This is a genomic window from Phyllobacterium sp. CCNWLW109, assembly GCF_037203905.1.
Lineage (GTDB): Bacteria > Pseudomonadota > Alphaproteobacteria > Rhizobiales > Rhizobiaceae > Phyllobacterium > Phyllobacterium ifriqiyense.
In genome coordinates this window covers 971,129-986,810 of sequence record NZ_JBBCBK010000004.1, presented here as the reverse complement: position 1 = coordinate 986,810, position 15,682 = coordinate 971,129, and the positions used below count along the sequence as shown (strand labels likewise).

General features: G+C 50.9%; 22 protein-coding genes. 7 read left to right on the top strand and 15 right to left on the bottom strand.

The genetic code is table 11. The features are described from left to right. The first annotated feature begins 95 nt into the window (after positions 1-95). The 4 genes from V9K92_RS20230 to V9K92_RS20215 all read left to right on the top strand — a co-directional run bounded on the left by V9K92_RS20230 (position 96) and on the right by V9K92_RS20215 (position 4,858). On the top strand, positions 96-1,682 hold the full coding sequence (locus V9K92_RS20230; protein ID WP_337354764.1) for an ABC transporter ATP-binding protein: 1,587 nt from the start codon (positions 96-98) through the stop codon (positions 1,680-1,682). Continuing rightward, positions 1,682-2,773: an ABC transporter permease gene (locus V9K92_RS20225; protein WP_336440118.1), complete on the top strand. Its 1,092-nt coding sequence runs from the start codon at positions 1,682-1,684 to the stop codon at positions 2,771-2,773. Before V9K92_RS20230 ends, V9K92_RS20225 begins: the two co-directional genes overlap by 1 nt. A 1-nt stretch (position 2,774) precedes the next feature. Beyond that, on the top strand, positions 2,775-3,695 hold the full coding sequence (locus V9K92_RS20220) for an ABC transporter permease (protein ID WP_337354763.1): 921 nt from the start codon (positions 2,775-2,777) through the stop codon (positions 3,693-3,695). Positions 3,696-3,775: 80 nt separating this feature from the next. After that, positions 3,776-4,858 carry a BMP family ABC transporter substrate-binding protein gene (locus V9K92_RS20215; RefSeq protein ID WP_337354762.1) on the top strand — a complete coding sequence of 361 codons (1,083 nt, stop codon included), beginning with the start codon at positions 3,776-3,778 and terminating at the stop codon, positions 4,856-4,858. Positions 4,859-4,965: 107 nt separating this feature from the next. On the opposite strand, the gene bfr is transcribed toward V9K92_RS20215, so the two are convergent. The 8 genes from bfr to V9K92_RS20175 form a co-directional block, all read right to left on the bottom strand. Next, positions 4,966-5,451 carry a bacterioferritin gene (gene bfr / locus V9K92_RS20210; RefSeq protein ID WP_115053103.1) on the bottom strand — a complete coding sequence of 162 codons (486 nt, stop codon included), beginning with the start codon at positions 5,449-5,451 and terminating at the stop codon, positions 4,966-4,968. Continuing rightward, complete coding sequence (locus V9K92_RS20205) at positions 5,417-5,728, bottom strand: (2Fe-2S)-binding protein (RefSeq protein ID WP_115053102.1); 312 nt, start codon at positions 5,726-5,728, stop codon at positions 5,417-5,419. Before V9K92_RS20205 ends, bfr begins: the two co-directional genes overlap by 35 nt. 622 nt (positions 5,729-6,350) lie before the next feature. Continuing rightward, entirely contained in the window at positions 6,351-6,812 is a 462-nt protein-coding gene (rirA, locus tag V9K92_RS20200) for an iron-responsive transcriptional regulator RirA (RefSeq protein ID WP_115053100.1), read from the bottom strand. 143 nt (positions 6,813-6,955) lie between these two features. Further along, on the bottom strand, positions 6,956-7,201 hold the full coding sequence (locus tag V9K92_RS20195; RefSeq protein ID WP_115053099.1) for a hypothetical protein: 246 nt from the start codon (positions 7,199-7,201) through the stop codon (positions 6,956-6,958). A gap of 266 nt (positions 7,202-7,467) precedes the next feature. Continuing rightward, the gene (locus V9K92_RS20190) at positions 7,468-7,776 is read right to left on the bottom strand and encodes a hypothetical protein (protein WP_162802494.1); all 309 of its coding nucleotides are present in this window, start codon (positions 7,774-7,776) and stop codon (positions 7,468-7,470) included. 175 nt (positions 7,777-7,951) lie between these two features. Beyond that, a complete protein-coding gene (locus tag V9K92_RS20185; protein ID WP_115053097.1) occupies positions 7,952-8,182 on the bottom strand; it encodes a hypothetical protein in 231 nt (76 codons plus the stop codon). Between the two features lie 108 nt (positions 8,183-8,290). Then, the gene (locus V9K92_RS20180; RefSeq protein ID WP_115053096.1) at positions 8,291-8,656 is read right to left on the bottom strand and encodes a putative quinol monooxygenase; all 366 of its coding nucleotides are present in this window, start codon (positions 8,654-8,656) and stop codon (positions 8,291-8,293) included. Between the two features lie 94 nt (positions 8,657-8,750). Continuing rightward, complete coding sequence (locus V9K92_RS20175) at positions 8,751-8,930, bottom strand: hypothetical protein (protein WP_115053095.1); 180 nt, start codon at positions 8,928-8,930, stop codon at positions 8,751-8,753. Between the two features lie 179 nt (positions 8,931-9,109). Here V9K92_RS20175 and V9K92_RS20170 point away from each other — a divergent pair, with 179 nt between their 5' ends. Continuing rightward, complete coding sequence (locus tag V9K92_RS20170) at positions 9,110-9,556, top strand: baeRF12 domain-containing protein (RefSeq protein ID WP_115053094.1); 447 nt, start codon at positions 9,110-9,112, stop codon at positions 9,554-9,556. A 217-nt stretch (positions 9,557-9,773) separates the two neighbouring features. Here the strand turns inward: V9K92_RS20170 and V9K92_RS20165 are convergent, their stop codons facing one another. The 3 genes from V9K92_RS20165 to V9K92_RS20155 form a co-directional block, all read right to left on the bottom strand. Continuing rightward, positions 9,774-9,932 carry a DUF5320 domain-containing protein gene (locus tag V9K92_RS20165; RefSeq protein ID WP_162802493.1) on the bottom strand — a complete coding sequence of 53 codons (159 nt, stop codon included), beginning with the start codon at positions 9,930-9,932 and terminating at the stop codon, positions 9,774-9,776. Between the two features lie 209 nt (positions 9,933-10,141). Continuing rightward, a complete protein-coding gene (locus V9K92_RS20160; protein ID WP_336440114.1) occupies positions 10,142-10,291 on the bottom strand; it encodes a hypothetical protein in 150 nt (49 codons plus the stop codon). Between the two features lie 204 nt (positions 10,292-10,495). Next, positions 10,496-10,741, bottom strand: a complete 246-nt coding sequence (locus V9K92_RS20155; RefSeq protein WP_115053093.1) for a hypothetical protein — start codon at positions 10,739-10,741, stop codon at positions 10,496-10,498. A gap of 245 nt (positions 10,742-10,986) precedes the next feature. Here V9K92_RS20155 and V9K92_RS20150 point away from each other — a divergent pair, with 245 nt between their 5' ends. Further along, entirely contained in the window at positions 10,987-11,310 is a 324-nt protein-coding gene (locus V9K92_RS20150) for a hypothetical protein (protein WP_115053092.1), read from the top strand. A gap of 25 nt (positions 11,311-11,335) precedes the next feature. Here the strand turns inward: V9K92_RS20150 and V9K92_RS20145 are convergent, their stop codons facing one another. The 3 genes from V9K92_RS20145 to V9K92_RS20135 form a co-directional block, all read right to left on the bottom strand. After that, a complete protein-coding gene (locus V9K92_RS20145; protein WP_307284959.1) occupies positions 11,336-11,461 on the bottom strand; it encodes a hypothetical protein in 126 nt (41 codons plus the stop codon). 122 nt (positions 11,462-11,583) lie between these two features. Further along, the gene (locus tag V9K92_RS20140) at positions 11,584-12,291 is read right to left on the bottom strand and encodes a glutathione S-transferase N-terminal domain-containing protein (RefSeq protein ID WP_115053091.1); all 708 of its coding nucleotides are present in this window, start codon (positions 12,289-12,291) and stop codon (positions 11,584-11,586) included. Between the two features lie 115 nt (positions 12,292-12,406). After that, positions 12,407-13,933, bottom strand: coding sequence for an ABC-F family ATP-binding cassette domain-containing protein (locus V9K92_RS20135; RefSeq protein ID WP_337354761.1), 1,527 nt, complete (start codon positions 13,931-13,933; stop codon positions 12,407-12,409). A gap of 416 nt (positions 13,934-14,349) precedes the next feature. Between V9K92_RS20135 and V9K92_RS20130 the strand changes: the two genes are divergently transcribed. Then, on the top strand, positions 14,350-14,619 hold the full coding sequence (locus tag V9K92_RS20130) for a hypothetical protein (protein WP_337354760.1): 270 nt from the start codon (positions 14,350-14,352) through the stop codon (positions 14,617-14,619). A gap of 16 nt (positions 14,620-14,635) precedes the next feature. On the opposite strand, the gene V9K92_RS20125 is transcribed toward V9K92_RS20130, so the two are convergent. Then, a complete protein-coding gene (locus tag V9K92_RS20125) occupies positions 14,636-15,508 on the bottom strand; it encodes a lipid kinase (protein WP_336440111.1) in 873 nt (290 codons plus the stop codon). Between the last annotated feature and the right edge of the window lie 174 nt (positions 15,509-15,682).

The window sequence follows — 15,682 nt, the reverse complement described above, 5'->3', positions numbered from 1 at the left end:
AATAATGTGCGCAAATAGCCGCAACTTACAGTTTGCACTTCCCAAGCGGAATATGCCTGACGTAGGATCAATCCCGGTCTTGGCCGCGGGGAACGATGACAACAACAACAACAACAAAAGACGGCTCTAAAAATCCGCTACTGGAAGCAAACAAGCTCACCAAAATTTTTGGAACGTTGAAAGCGTGTGACGGTATCGATTTATCAATCGGCGCCGGTGAGATTCATGCGTTGCTTGGGGAAAATGGTGCGGGCAAATCCACGCTCGTTAAAATGCTATTCGGTGCATTGCAGCCAACATCCGGCGAAATCTTCTGGAAGGGGCAGCCGGTCACGGTCGCAAGCCCTGCTATGGGAAGATCGTTCGGTATCGGCATGGTTTTCCAGCATTTTTCGCTTTTCGACGCGCTGACTACAGCGGAAAATATTGCCCTGTCGCTCGACGAGAAAGCGCCGCTCGATAGCATTGCCGAGCGCGCCAGACAGATTGGTCAAACCTATGGATTGCCGGTTGATCCGGAAGCGCTGGTGGGTGATCTTTCCGTTGGGGAGCGTCAACGGATCGAGATTATTCGCTGCCTCCTGCAAAATCCCGACCTGATCATTCTTGATGAGCCTACTTCAGTGCTCACGCCACAGGAGGCTGATCTGCTATTCCTCACGCTGGAGCGCCTGCGTTCTGAAGGAAAGTCGATCCTTTACATCAGCCACAGGCTCGAAGAGGTGCGGCGGCTCTGCGACCGGGCAACGGTATTGCGGCACGGTAAAGTAGTCGGTCATTGCGACCCGCGTGGCGAAACAGCCTCTTCACTGGCACGAATGATGGTTGGAAGCGACATTCATATCATTGAACGACCGGCAGTAGAAAAATCGGATAACAAGCCGCTGCCGCTATTGCAGATAAACAGCCTCTCACAAAGACCACGCGGACCTTTTTCCATCGCGTTGCACGACATCAACCTTGTAGTGAATGCGGGCGAAGTTCTTGGTATTGCTGGCGTTGCCGGCAATGGGCAGGGTGAATTATTCGACGCAATTTCCGGCGAGATACGACAGGAACAATCTGGCAAAGTGACAATTCGCGGGATTGATGCCAGTCAGATCGGTATTTCCGCGCGTCGCAAGCTTGGCGCAGCATTCGTACCGGAAGAGCGCCTCGGGCATGGAGCCGTGCCGGACATGGCATTGACGCAAAATTTGCTGTTGTCGCGCCATTCTACCGATAAGAAAGTATTCGTTTCCGGCGGTTTGTTCAAACTTATTGCCCAATCAAGCCTTGCAATGGCAGCCAAACGTATAGTGGCTCGCATGGATGTACGCAAAAGCGCCGATAATCCTGATGCTTCGGCACTTTCAGGCGGAAATTTGCAGAAATTCCTCATCGGTAGGGAGCTTGACCGCAATCCGTCAGTGCTGGTCGTCAATCAGCCAACATGGGGTGTCGATGCGGGTGCTGCTGCGCTCATTCGGCAGGCCTTGGTCAATCTTGCCCGTAACGGCGCCGCTGTCGTGGTCATAAGCCAGGATCTTGATGAATTGTTTGAAATTTCCGACATGATGGCAGCCATGGTCCATGGAAGATTATCCCAGCCCATACCAATCGAAGCCATGACAATGGAGCGCGCAGGGCTGATGATGGGCGGCGCGGATATATCGGCTACTTCACATGCAGGAGCGGCCTGATGCGGATAGAACTTGTCAGGCGCCCGCAGCATTCGGCTTTGTTCAGCGCATTATCTCCTTTCATCGCGCTATTCCTGACTCTGATCGCAGGCGCAATCCTGTTTTCCATTCTTGGCAAAAACCCGTTTGCTGCTCTTTATTCCTATTTCATTGAGCCATTGACCGAAGTCTGGTCCATTCACGAGCTACTGATAAAAGCAGCGCCGCTGATCCTTATTGCGGTTGGCCTATCGGTTTGTTTTCTTTCGAACAATTGGAACATTGGTGCGGAAGGGCAGTTTATCGCCGGTGGCATTGCTGGTTCGTTTCTTCCAATTGTTTTTCCTGACTTTCAAGGCTGGTACGTCTTGCCACTGATGCTTCTGCTGGGCATGGCCGGTGGCGCGGCCTATGCAACAATACCGGCTTTCCTGAAAGTGCGGTTCAACACCAACGAAATCCTGACAAGTCTGATGTTGGTTTATGTGGCGCAGCTGTTTTTGGATTGGCTGGTGCGCGGCCCATGGCGCAATCCGCAAGGATATAATTTTCCCGAAACAATACAGTTCAACGCAAGTGCGGTTCTTCCGGAAATCTGGACAGAATCGGGCAGGGCCCATTGGGGTTTTATACTGGCATTGATTGCTGCCCTTGCCGTGTGGTTCACGCTCTCGCGCACACTAAGCGGCTTTGAAATAAAGGTATTCGGGCGTAGTGCTCGGGCAGGGCGTTTTGCTGGATTCAGCGCAGGGCGACTAACCTTTTTTGCATTCCTGATCTCAGGTGCCCTGGCGGGACTTGCAGGAATAGCTGAAGTGTCCGGCGCCGTCGGGCAACTTCGCACCAGTATTTCGCCGGGCTACGGCTTTACGGCGATCATCGTGGCATTTCTCGGCCGACTCAACCCGCTGGGGATAGTTGCTGCAGGTTTAGTGCTCGCCCTAACTTATCTTGGTGGCGAAGCAGCCCAGATTTCATTGGGTATTTCGGAAAAATCAGCCCGAATCTTCCAAGGGATAATGCTGTTTTTTATCCTCGCCAGTGACACCTTGATTTATTATCGCATCCGGATTGTGTCCCGTTTGGGCGATGCAGCGGCGAAAGGCGCGTGAAATGACGATGTTCGAGGCCATTCTTCTGACGATTGCAACGGCTGCCACACCGCTGCTGATCGCTGCCTTGGGCGAGCTTGTCGTTGAACGTTCCGGCGTTCTCAATCTCGGCGTTGAGGGCATGATGATCATGGGGGCGGTTTCTGGCTTTGCTGCCGCGCAAATGACCGGCTCTGCTTGGCTTGGCCTTCTGGCTGCCGTGCTTGCCGGCGCTGCCTTTTCACTGCTTTTCGGTTTTCTAACATTGACCCTGGCGACCAATCAAGTTGCTACCGGTCTGGCACTCACGTTGCTTGGCCTCGGAGCTTCCGCAATGATCGGTGAAAGCTTTGTGGGACTGCCCGGAATACGCATGCAGTCTCTTTATGTTCAAGGGCTTACAGACTTACCCTATATCGGAAAGTTCTTCTTTGGACAGGACCCTATCTTCTACATTTCCATTCTTCTGACCATCGGCGTCGCTTGGTTCCTGTTCAAAACTCGCGCCGGATTGACGCTTCGCTCTGTCGGCGACAACCACACTTCGGCCCATGCTTTGGGGGTTCCTGTAATCCGGATTCGCTACCTCGCCGTGCTGTTTGGGGGCGCCTGCGCCGGTCTTGCCGGTGCACAGCTATCGCTGGTTTACGTGCCGCAATGGGTTGAAAATATGAGTTCCGGGCGCGGTTGGATTGCATTGGCGCTGGTGGTTTTTGCTTCGTGGCGGCCCTGGCGCATCATGGCAGGTGCTTATCTGTTTGGAGCGGTTACCATAGGGCAGTTGCATGCTCAGGCTCTAGGTATTGGTGTCCCGTCGCAGCTCATGTCAGCATTGCCCTATCTTGCAACGATCATCGTTCTTGTCTTGATTTCTCGAAACAAGCGTCTGACGCTGATGAATACGCCAACATCGCTTGGCAAAGCTTTTGTACCTGATCGCTAGTGGAGTGAATTAACATTCACATCCCTCGCGCGGGAACAGGACCAAAACAACGCATTGCTTTAACAGAGAGGTGAACTTTAATGAAAAAACTGATTATGGGGCTGACAATAGCTGCGACCCTTGGGATTACCAGCTTTGCTGTGACTGGCGCTGCCTTCGCAGCGGAAAAGCTGAAGGTTGGCTTTATCTATATCGGACCGCCCGGTGATTTTGGCTGGACATACCAGCACGATCAAGGCCGCAAGGAGATGGAGAAGGCGCTCGGCGATCAGGTTGAGACGACATTTCTCGAAAGCGTTCCAGAGGGCGCAGATGCAGAGCGTTCAATTGAACGCCTTGCCCGTGCTGGTAACAAGCTGATTTTCACAACATCTTTCGGTTATATGGATCCGACTATCAAAGTCGCGCAGAAGTTCCCGGACGTGAAGTTTGAACATGCTACGGGATATAAAACTGCTGAAAATGTTTCGGTCTATAATTCGCGTTTTTACGAAGGCCGCTACGTACAGGGCGTCATAGCTGCGAAAATGTCGAAGGCAGGCATTGCCGGTTATATTGGCTCATTCCCGATCCCGGAAGTCGTGCAGGGCATTAACGCATTCATGCTTGGCGCGCAGTCGGTCAATCCAGATTTCAAGGTCAAAGTAATCTGGGCGAACTCCTGGTTTGATCCTGGCAAGGAAGCCGACGCAGCTAAGGCGCTCGTCGATCAGGGCGTTGATATCATCACCCAGCACACGGATTCGACAGCACCAATGCAGGTGGCATCTGAGCGCAAAATCAAAGCCTTCGGTCAGGCCTCCGATATGATCAAATTCGGTCCTGAAACTCAATTGACATCAATCGTCGATAATTGGGGCCCATACTACATTGAACGTGCCAAGGCTGTTATTGACGGCAGTTGGAAGTCGCACAATGTTTTCGAAGGCATGAAGGAAGGGCTGGTCGTCATGGCGCCCTACACAAATATGCCAGAGGATGTGAAGAAGCTCGCCGAAGAAACACAGGCGAAGATCACTTCCGGCGAACTGAAGCCGTTTACCGGCCCGCTGAAAAAGCAGGATGGTTCCGAATGGCTGAAGGCCGGTGAGACCGCCGACGACAAGACCATTTTGAGCATGAATTTCTACGTCGCAGGCGTGGACGACAAGCTGCCCAATTGAGCTTGAACCAACCATAATAAAAAGGGCGCTTTTGGCGCCCTTTTTTGTTTTTACAACTCCGGGTGAAAAGCCCTTAGGCATTTTTCCCGGAACTCGTAAAAACGATATCAGCCGGCTTCGTCAGCCGAAGCGGCATTGAGCATGCCATAGCGCTCGATACCAATCGAGTTCAGCAAATCAAGCTGGGTCTCCAGGAAGTCGACATGACCTTCCTCGTCTTTAAGAAGTTCGTCAAAGAGTTCTTTGCTGACGTAGTCGCCCAATTCAGAGCAAATCTCACGGGACTTCTTGTAGGATGCCACAGCATCCATCTCGCCTTGTAAATCCGCCTCCAGAACTTCTTTGATGTTCTGGCCGATACGCAATGCGCCAATGGATTGCAGGTTTGGGTGGCCTTCAAGAAAAATAATGCGTTCGATAATACGATCCGCATGCTGCATCTCTTCAATGGATTCAGCGCGTTCTTTCTTGGCCAGCTTTTTGAAGCCCCAGTCGTCGAGCAGACGGTAATGCAACCAATACTGATTGACGGCTCCCAGTTCGAGGAAAAGTGCCTCGTTAAGCCGCTCGATGACCCTTGGATCGCCCTTCATGTCGTGAACTCCCGTATTCGTGTCGTAATGACCGCACACGGTCTATGAACGACACAGCATTGGAGTCGTTCGGACCATGGCGGAGGTGATAATCTTCCGTCACCTTTATGATGGTTTCAACGACGTTTGGGAAGCAACCGCAGCAGCGACCGCGCTTCTTCAGGGCATGGTAAATTTTTGCAGGGACAAGAAGCTGCCAAGGATCAGCATCGAGAAACTCAATGATAGTATTCTCGATCTCTTTCTGGGTAATGATATTGCAATGGCAAACTAGCATCGTGGTTCAATGCCGTTTTGCAAAGTAGACAAACTATTGGAAATGCTGAATCTTTTCTCAACAATACGAAAAATAAGCCGAGAATTGATCTCTCGCCAGTTTTTTGTACCTGTAAAGACGTTCCCGCAAGCGGGTAATACTTCCGAACCAGACAATGGTTCCTCCAATCGCAAGGGTTCAAGGCCCAAACATTAAAGGTTGTGCGTTTGTGCAACGCTGGCTCTATAAAACGGATTTTTGGGCAATGTGTCAAACGGGGAGGCCAGATTGCGCCATGATTTCAATAACTTAGAATAGTTCTAAACTAGGAAAATAACATAACCATTTCAATCATATTTGACCAAAATGGGCTGTAAAAGGTTGTAAAATTTAACGCGAGATGGTGTGTGTCATAACGTCTCAACCGATGAAAATTGGCGTCATTTCCAGCTGCGAATGCCGAAGCATGCAACCTAGCACAATCTTTTTACCACTTCTGATGGAAATTCTTCAGCAAAAACAATCAATTTTTGAGCAAAAACACTTCGATCTTCCCCGAATCGCTGGAAGCATCTGGCGAGTCGTCACAAAAATGGCGCCGCTATTGTCAAAATGCCGGGCAGGGCGCCCGGCTAATGCCAACTCAACTCGCAGTGGCTAGGCGCGGCGCAAGCGCATCTATTCCGAGCAAAGCGCGAACATCACGCTTGTCCACGATGTCGTCGATTGAATATTGGGCCAGCACTTCGAAGAACGCGTTGAGCGCCTTGCGCAGTGCCGAGTTCAAACCGCAGCTGTCGATCAGCGGGCAATCGGCGCCATCAGCTTCAAAGCATTCGGCCATTGCAAAATTCTCTTCAGTCACGCGAACAACATCAAACAGCGTAATGTCGGTCGCAGGCTTGCCAAGCTTCACCCCGCCATTGCGGCCGCGCACTGTTTCAATGAAACCATTTTCTACGAGCGGCTGGAGGATCTTGAAAAGAAAAAGCTCCGAGACTGTATAGGCCTGCGCGATCTCGCCAATACGGCTGAGCTTGCCATCATTAGCAGCGCAATACATGAGAATACGGATGGCATAATTTGTTTGACGTGTCAGTCGCATGGGAATGTCTTTCTCAACCTGAAGTTTCAGGTACGTTCACTCTCTACGCATTCTACTTTAGAACTATTCTCAATAAAGTAAATAAAAAAATATGACGACAATATTCATATTATCGCCATTGCACGATTATGATGTTGAATACGTCAGACAACGAGTACTGCTATAGAACCAGCGATCAGACCAATGGCAACGAGGAGCGAAAGACCGTAGAGCCGCGGCTTGTCAAAAAGCACGGCGAACCCGGCGGCCCACACGACTACGGCAGCACTCAGAGCCAGAATAAAGCCAGCCTTATGCATCATGGCTATGTGAACAGCCATAAGGCCGCCAATGATCAGTGCACCGAACACGACCATCAGAGCCAGTGCATAATTCTCGAACTTGTCCATCGCGGATATAACTCACTCTCGAACTGGCTATTTTGAAAACATAGCCTTCCAAACACAACCTCGGTACGAAGCCGATGAATTTCGCAATACATAAACTGTTCAGCCTTGCGAAAGCAATATCGGCGATGCAAGCCGGTAAAATAGTGGCAGGTTCAGTATCAACATAAAAAAGGCCGGGCAAAGCCCCGGCCTCGTAACGTATAAACCAATGTTGTTACTCACGATGCGGGCGAAAAAAAGCCAGCTTCGCGTTCCCGGAATTTGCTTTAGCGGCGATATGCGCTAAGGCCAATCAGCAGCCCGACTGCGGCCACGACGGACACAATAGCAACAGCTGTCAAAGGGTTTTCCTTGGCTTTTTCCGCCACATATTGCGCTTCATCACCAACAAACCGCACTGCCTTGCGCCCACCTTGCTTCACACTATCATATGTAGAACTGGCTTGATCATATAGATCATATCCCTGGTCAGACAAAGATTTGCTGATTGTGGAAAGCTCTTTGCGCAAGGAGGCGATCTGCGTTTCCAGATCATCTTCAATTGCGTCGCGAACTTTCGATGTATTCGTTGCCATTCCAAACATTCCTTTGTGATTTCCCGATCGCCGAATGCCTTTCTGCGGCAAATGGTGATCGTTCATTTATTCAAACAACAAATTAGTCGAAAACCGAAATTCGGCATTTCGCTCCGCTGTTCTATCGTTTGGAAAACGTCGAAGGATATGTTTGGTTCCGCACAAAGCTGGAGAGCTATTTCCAGCAGCCATTATTCTGACCATTCAAATTGTGTGAATCGATGTCGATACCCGCAGAAAAATCATTCTTCGCCAGATAAACCGCTGTTTCAGCTTTAATTCTTATCTTGTTCCAGCCTGCGCAGTTCGAAGTTCTTGGCGGGTTCTTATCGGCCCAACGCATTGCTCCGCATCCCGTCAGCGCCAATACACATGGCAAGATAACAACCGTGGCAAGTATTTTCATCGTCCCAGACTCTCAATATGGCCGCCCGCAAACATGACAAGGCTTGAAATAAGCATGACACATAATGTACAACTTGCACCATGATACTTTCGTTGCAGATGATCGAAATCAATCATCATTGCTGGCATTGAGTTCTTGCGGCCGCAAACCTTCGGCTGCGACTTTTCCATCTACAGCTTGCGCATAAATAAGCCTGCTCGACTTCAACAAAGGCTTGTTCGCCTCGCGCACTTTGGGCATCCGAGGATTGGATTCGTGGGCGGTCACAGCCGCTTCATTTGCATAAAGCTCATTGACCATTACCTTGTTGGGTATGGGCGTTCCGTCACGTTGGACCGGCTTGATAACCTCAAAACGCAGACAACCGGGCTCTTCTTCAAGCGTCTTTCTGGCATGTTCGCGAATGCGCGTCAGGAACTCCTCTTCCTTGCCCTCGTTCGTTTCAAACTCAACGATAATGGTCCATGCCGTCATTTTTCTCTCCCCGGAACATTTTTAGCCGCAACAGAGTCGCGGTTCTAACTCTTTGTTTTCTAACAGGCGAGGTGGCTTAAATCCAGACAAGGGCTTATTGCCGGCGGAGGAAAATCAACAAAAGCGCACCCATGATCATCGTGCATAGGCCAATGACCAACCAACGCGTCTGCCCGACCATGAAGCTGCCGCCAATCAGACTCAGTCCTTGCAACGTCCATATGCAACCAGCGATGATCAGCAAGGCTGCAACAACGCGTAAAACCATTTTCATTCGGTCCTCCACTACGCTCTTGGCGCAATCAGTCTGTCTAAAAAATCTGGAACATCTGAAGATTCGAGACGTTAGTTTTTATCCGCTTATTTCAAAGCGGCGCTCACAGCCAACCTCACATGGAAGGAAACTCCTAATGAAATTTATCCAAGACCGAAACAGGAAAGGTGGAGCGTAAAATGGTGGATGTCATGCTGAACCGTCACACGTGGGTTATAGTGGCAGATGGTGAGAAGGCTTTATTTCTCCGCAACGAGCGCGAGGTAAACCATGTCGAATTACACACAATCCATGAAATGAACCAGTCTAATCCGGCAACGCGCGAGCAGGGGACAGATAAACCGGGCCGCTTTTCCGATGGACCAAGCGCACATAGGAGCGCCACTGAAGAGACAGACTGGCATGCAATTTCAAAAAAACGGTTTGCAAAAGAAGTCGCCGACGAACTTTACGGTTTCGCTCACAAAGGAGACTTCGAGCGGCTTATAATTATCGCACCGCCCGTCGTGCTCGGCCAGATGCGTCAGGAATTTCATAAGGAAGTTTCAGACAAAATCGTAAGCGAAATTCCAAAAACGCTGACCAACCATTCGATCAACGATATTCAGTCAATTCTCGCGGCATAATGAACTCATCGCAAATATAAAGCAGTCAAACAAAACCCCTGGCCAATCGGTCAAGGGTTTTGCAAGTTGAGGCTTGATTCGGCTCTAACAAACTGGACTCTGGATAAATATATCGCGCATCGTTTCAGTGCGGCTCAGGCTCAAGACACCGCTACACTCAACTTAACTATAGTCTAGCACAATCGTCAGTAGATTCAACAATCAGCTTGAGCACGTATTATTTCAATTGCGCCTTTAGCCGTTCATTTTCTTCTTCTAACGCTTTAATTCTTTCTTCCAAAGCATTGATGGCCTTAAATACTGCCACGCCCATACTTTTGAAGTCTCCACTATGAATTGCAGCTTCAATTGCCTGTCTGGCATTTTCGAGCGACATCTTTCTCCTCCAAGGTCCTGTAAATTGGTCCGTTAAAACCGCGCCTGCCAGAGCGCTCCAGCCCAAAAAGAAATGCCCAACCCTCAGGGGCATGAGGATTGGGCTATTGGCTTGTGGGGTCTAGCCAAAACTGGTTTGGGGGAACCAGTACATGCAGAATGCATGTGCCGAAAATTGGTTCCGGCCTTGGTAAAAAATATTTGGTTAATTTACACCGATGGCAAAAGATTGAAGAGTATCGCCAGATGGAACACCAGAGCACCGGCGAAAATGAGAATAACGCCGAGACGATCCGTGCGAATAAGTTGCTGCCTTTTCAAAGGTGACGTTTCGCAGGAGGTAACATCAATCAGTGCCATGCCGAGATCTCACATTGAGCTGGAGGCAATATGCAACAGTTGATACACGATTGAAACGATAGAGATTGCCCTGCACCCTGTATTATCGAACAAATTTTTCACTAAACGACCAAACAGCGAAAAAATTCACTGGAGAATTGCAGTTTGAGGGCGGTTAGCAGAAGGATTCGGGCGATCTGCTGTCCGCCCCACCGCCCTGGCGTCTCAAGTGACAATATTGGTCACTGAACCGGCAATCATTACAAATGAAACAAACAAGATCAGCCCGTAAAGCCGCGGCCGGTCGAAAATAACTGCGAAACCGAGGAAAAAGGCACTGCAGGCTGCAGCAAGCGCGAAGATAAATGCCGGCTTGTCGCCGGTGGAAATGGCGAAAGCCATCAGGCCAGCAATGATGAGCGCCCCGAAGACAATAAATATCCACGTTGCGAAAGTTTCATAGCGGTCCATATTTCACTCCTGCAGTCCATGCGTATCAATCGGCGGCGATTACAACTGAATAAGTCTACACAGTCAAATCAGTTTGCGCTCTTGCCCGGCTTCGTCCAGCAACTGCAACTGAATTCCACAATTTGCACAAAAACAGGAATTGCCTACCCCATTTGTCATGGAATTTAACCGGCCCATCGTTCTGCTGTCATGAACAATGCCTATAATTAGGGAAAATTGAATCATGGACAGAAAGCGTAACCAAGATGAACGAACGAGTCGTTCCAAATGAAAATCCGGCGGTGGCCGGCGAAAAGCTTCTGGCATCTGTGCTGTCAGGGCAGGCAATACGCACGACCATCAATACCAAAATGCGTCAGGCGCTTTCCCGCATCGACGCGGCCAAACATCAGGTTTCCATTGCTAAAATTGCGGCCGATCAAAGCCTTTTGCGTGCAAAATCTGCACCACGGCCGCATGAAATCAGCAACCCCGCCTTTGTCGAGTTATTTGAGGCTCATCAGCGCGACAGGGAAGTGCTGTTTGCGGCAATGCGTGCTTTAGAAAATGCGCGTGCAGCACTGGATTAGTACGGGCTGAATTGCGACCGGCAATTCAGCAAATATAGACGACCAAAGCTGCGAAGGCGACACCGATACCGAAGATCGCAAGATACCAACCCTGGGAATTATGAACAGCCCATGCATCTTCATCGTCTTCATCAAAATCATCTACTACCAAGTATCCAATCCTTTCGGGATGGGCCGGGACCGGGATTATAACGACCCCGGCCTCAGATTATTTATGGTGTAGGATAACGCATTCTCAATGCAAACAGTTTCAACACTGCCTGATTGTGAGCTTCATGCTGGACGTTTGGGGATATCCAAACCACGTTGCACAGCGGGGCGAGCCAGGCCACGCTCCAGCCAAGCTGGAACATTCTTGAGCGCGTCGAACTGCACGATTTCGCGAGCTCCATAAAAGCCGATAAGGTTTCGCACCCAACCAAGCATCGAAATATCTGCGATTGTGTATTCTTCGCCCATAATCCATTCACGCCCTTCGAGGCGCGTTTCAAGAACACCAAGCAGACGTTGCGATTCAGCGCGGTAGCGCTCAAGCGGCCGCTTGTCTTCATACTCACGACCGGCAAACTTGTAGAAAAAACCGACCTGACCGAACATTGGCCCGATGGCTGCCATCTGGAAGAATACCCATTGGATGGTTTCATAGCGCTTGGCAGGATCAGCGGGAAGCAATTTGCCGGTCTTCTCGGCAAGGTAAAGCAGGATCGCGCCTGATTCAAACAAGGCTAGTGGCTCGCCGCCAGGCCCGTTCGGATCAATAATCGCCGGAATCTTGCCATTTGGGTTTAGCGACAGGAACTCCGGCGTCCATGTCTCATTGGCACCGATATTGACCGTGTGGGCTTCATAGGCCAGGCCAAGTTCTTCCAAGGCTATGGAAACCTTCACACCATTGGGCGTGGCAAAGGAATAAAGCTGCAAGCGATCAGGATGTTGTGCCGGCCACTTTTTAGTAATGGGGAAGGACGATAGATCAGTCATTTGATATTCCCTTGAAAAGACCTGTTTGGTGTGTGCGACTCGTGGAAAAGCTACCACAATCATCCACTAAAATGTTCCGGCGAAATGGGGGCTTCGCCGGAACATTTTTGCGTCATCAGGCGGTCTTGGCAAAGGACGCGAAAAATTCTTCCGGGCTTTCAACCTCAATCAGGCGACGCTTCTCGATAAGCCAGAAGCGATTGCCTATTGCCCGAACGAAACTGCGATCATGCGAAACAACCAGACAGCTTGCCTCATGCGCCATCAATTCGTTTTCCAATGCTTCCTGACCGTCAATATCCAGATGATTTGTCGGCTCATCCAAAAGATAGAAGTTGGGGGTTGACAGGCGCAGAACCAGCATTCCAAGCCGGGCTTTTTGTCCGCCCGAAAGAATGCTGTTTGGCTTGTTTTGGATATCGATTCCCAAGCCAGCGCCTGCAAGAAGCGTGCGAACCCGCTGATCGCCAATATCAAACCGGCGGCTGATTGTATTGAACGGCGTTGAGCTGTCAGAGAGGTCCGACAATGCTTGATCGCCATAGCCAAGAACCAGAGAAGGCGTTGCCTTTACCCCAACCTGAGATGTTGCCGGATCAATGATAGACTTGCGGATCATATCGACAAGGCGTGACTTTCCCGCGCCGTTCAAGCCCAGAAGGACGATACGGTCACCCTGACATATCCAGCGTTTTCCCGAGTTGAACAGAAGCATACCGTCGGGCGTTAACACGGCTGCCTCATCCAGCGTTACCAGAACCTTTGCGTGAGTGCCGCTATTGGCAAGCTTGATTGCCCCGGAAGAGCGTTCCTGATGCGCCGGTCGGGCGGCATCCTCCAGCCGCTCCGCCCTTTGCTTGAGTTGCTTGGTCTTGACTGTCAACAGATCGCTACCCGAATTGATGGCGATGTTGTTGAGTTTTGCAGCCTGTTGGCGCAGTTGCTGCGCGACCTTCATATCGCGCTGGAAACGCCGCGCTTCCGATGCATCAATCTCGTCCAAAGCCTGGCGGGCAGGGCTATAAGGCAGCGAGAATATCTGCGAGTTCTCAGGTCGAAGAAACAGCGTCCGGTTTGTCGTCGCATCGAGAAATGCGCGGTCATGGCTGCAGATGACAAGCGGCACATCGCACGGCAGATCATTGATCCAACGCTCCAGCTGGTTGATCTTGGAGAGATCAAGATGATTTGTCGGCTCATCCAGCAACAGAACATCCGGCTCTGTCACCCAAATGCGGGCAAGCATGGCCAGCCTTTGCCAGCCTCCGCTGAGTTTCGATAGCGCACGCTGGCGAAGCTCTTCGGGCACATCGAGCGAGTCCAGTACAATATCAACCCGCCAACTCTCACTGTCGATCTGGTCAGCGGGCAGGGCAAGGCGCACCGCCTCATAAAAAGCCACGCCCATGAGTTTGTGCGGAACGACCTGCTCGACATGCCCAACCCGCGGACCTCGTGTGCGGGTGATATCGCCGGTCGTTGGTTCGAGATCGCCGTTAAGACAGCGTAGAAGGGTGGATTTACCCCGCCCGTTGGCCGCGACAATACCCAGGCGGTCGCCATTTGCGATGGAAAGATTAAGTTTGGAGAAAAGTGGCGCACCAAGGGTGATGCCGAGGTTTCTGACGTTGATCAAAGTCATGTTCATTCTCTGGTCTGCCGAGCAGATACTGCATCTCTGATGCGAATCCATGGCGGGATATTCCCGCGATTACTCGGTGATTATCGATTGGCAGCGCGCCTGAATTTCAGGTTGGGCGCTGCTCTCAACGAAGGGCAGACCAGGATATGAAGTTGAAATAGATTTCCGGTCAGCCCTGCAAACGCGATTGCAGGGCGTAGACAGGGCCGCGCCGACGATGCTGGTGGAATGGTCCGTTCATGTGCAGCCCTCCTTTCTTGGTAAAATACTCAATGTTCGACGCATCGATAACATTGCTTTTTGATAGGCGCAATCGCTTCAGCGTAATGCAAGCGCAATCTGACAGCTCTATCTGACTGTGTAGTTCATAGTGGTCGGGGGAAATATGTCATGGCTTTGCTGCGGGCATCACAGCAATGATGATCTTTTCATCGAAAATCGCCAGAGAAGAGCGTTTTCTGGCTAACTTGCACGGTACCGAATATGAATATTACAGGCGGCACGTCCGGCGATTCATTCCCGGATTGCGCCACTGGCACCCCGGAAGACTGCCCAGCTATTCAACTGAAGCCGCAGCCACCGGTCTTCTCGACTCGCTTCACTATTTCGCAGCCTTACCATTCGCACTATTGCTGCAAGCCCTGCACGCATCCGGCCATTTGCCGGTATTGCTGGTTCTGCCTTAACTGGCGTGCGGCCGGCTCAAGGCACAAAAACGGCGATTGCCTTTTCGCGGATGGTAAAGCGAACCGGCGTTTCTGTTTTCAACTCACCGTCGAGATTAACGCGACGTGGTTTGCGTGTGCGAATCGTCAGATCCTTGGTGGAAAAGGCCCGCACATCATCCCATTGACCATGGGTGCCTTTCCGCAGACTTGGCAGCAGAGTGAGCAAACGCCACCAGTGATCAACCTCAAGACTGTAAAAATCGAGCAGGCCATCGGTCGCCGTCGCATCCTCATGAACAGTCATGCCGCCGCCATAATGCCTGCCATTGCCTACCGCGATCTGTAAGGTGCGCAGCTCTTCGCTTATCCCATCATGTTCGAGAGTTGCGGTAAAAAGGCGGGAGTCCGCAAGAAGCCGCGCTGCAACCAGACCATAACCAAGCTTGCCCCAATATTTCTTGGCTTTTTCTGTCAGTGACATAGCCAGATCTGCACTGAAACCAATGCTGGCAACGTTGAAAAACGGAAATCCATTGGCGTCGCCGAGATCGACCAGTGTCGTTTTGCCCTCGACGATGCTGTTGATGGCAGCGGGAATATCCAGAGGAATGCCAATTGTACGGGCAAAGTCATTGGCGGTACCGAGCGGTAGGACACCCAGCGGAAGACCGGTATCGAGCAAAGCCTTGGCGCAGTCGTTCAGCGACCCATCACCGCCTCCGACAATCACCAGATCAATGTTTCCTGCATGTTTGTGAATAAGATCAGAAAGGGGTTGGCCGCGGCTGGGCGTATCTTCGATGACATCAATGTCAGCCTGATCCAGCAGTTGCCGGACTTGAACAATGCCGGCCTTGCCACGGCGTGCATAGGGGTTCACCAGAACCAAAGCTCTTTTCGCTGTCAAACCGGTCTCCAGATTGGGGATTAAGTTCATCAATCACACTGCCAATATGATTCTGGTCATTTTCCGGCAGTCATCCGCATATGTGGCGGGCAGGGGCTATATTCAACAAATGGTCTCGTCGGGGAGGTATTTGCGAGAGGACAACAAAGGAAAAGGCGGCTTCGAAAAGCCGCC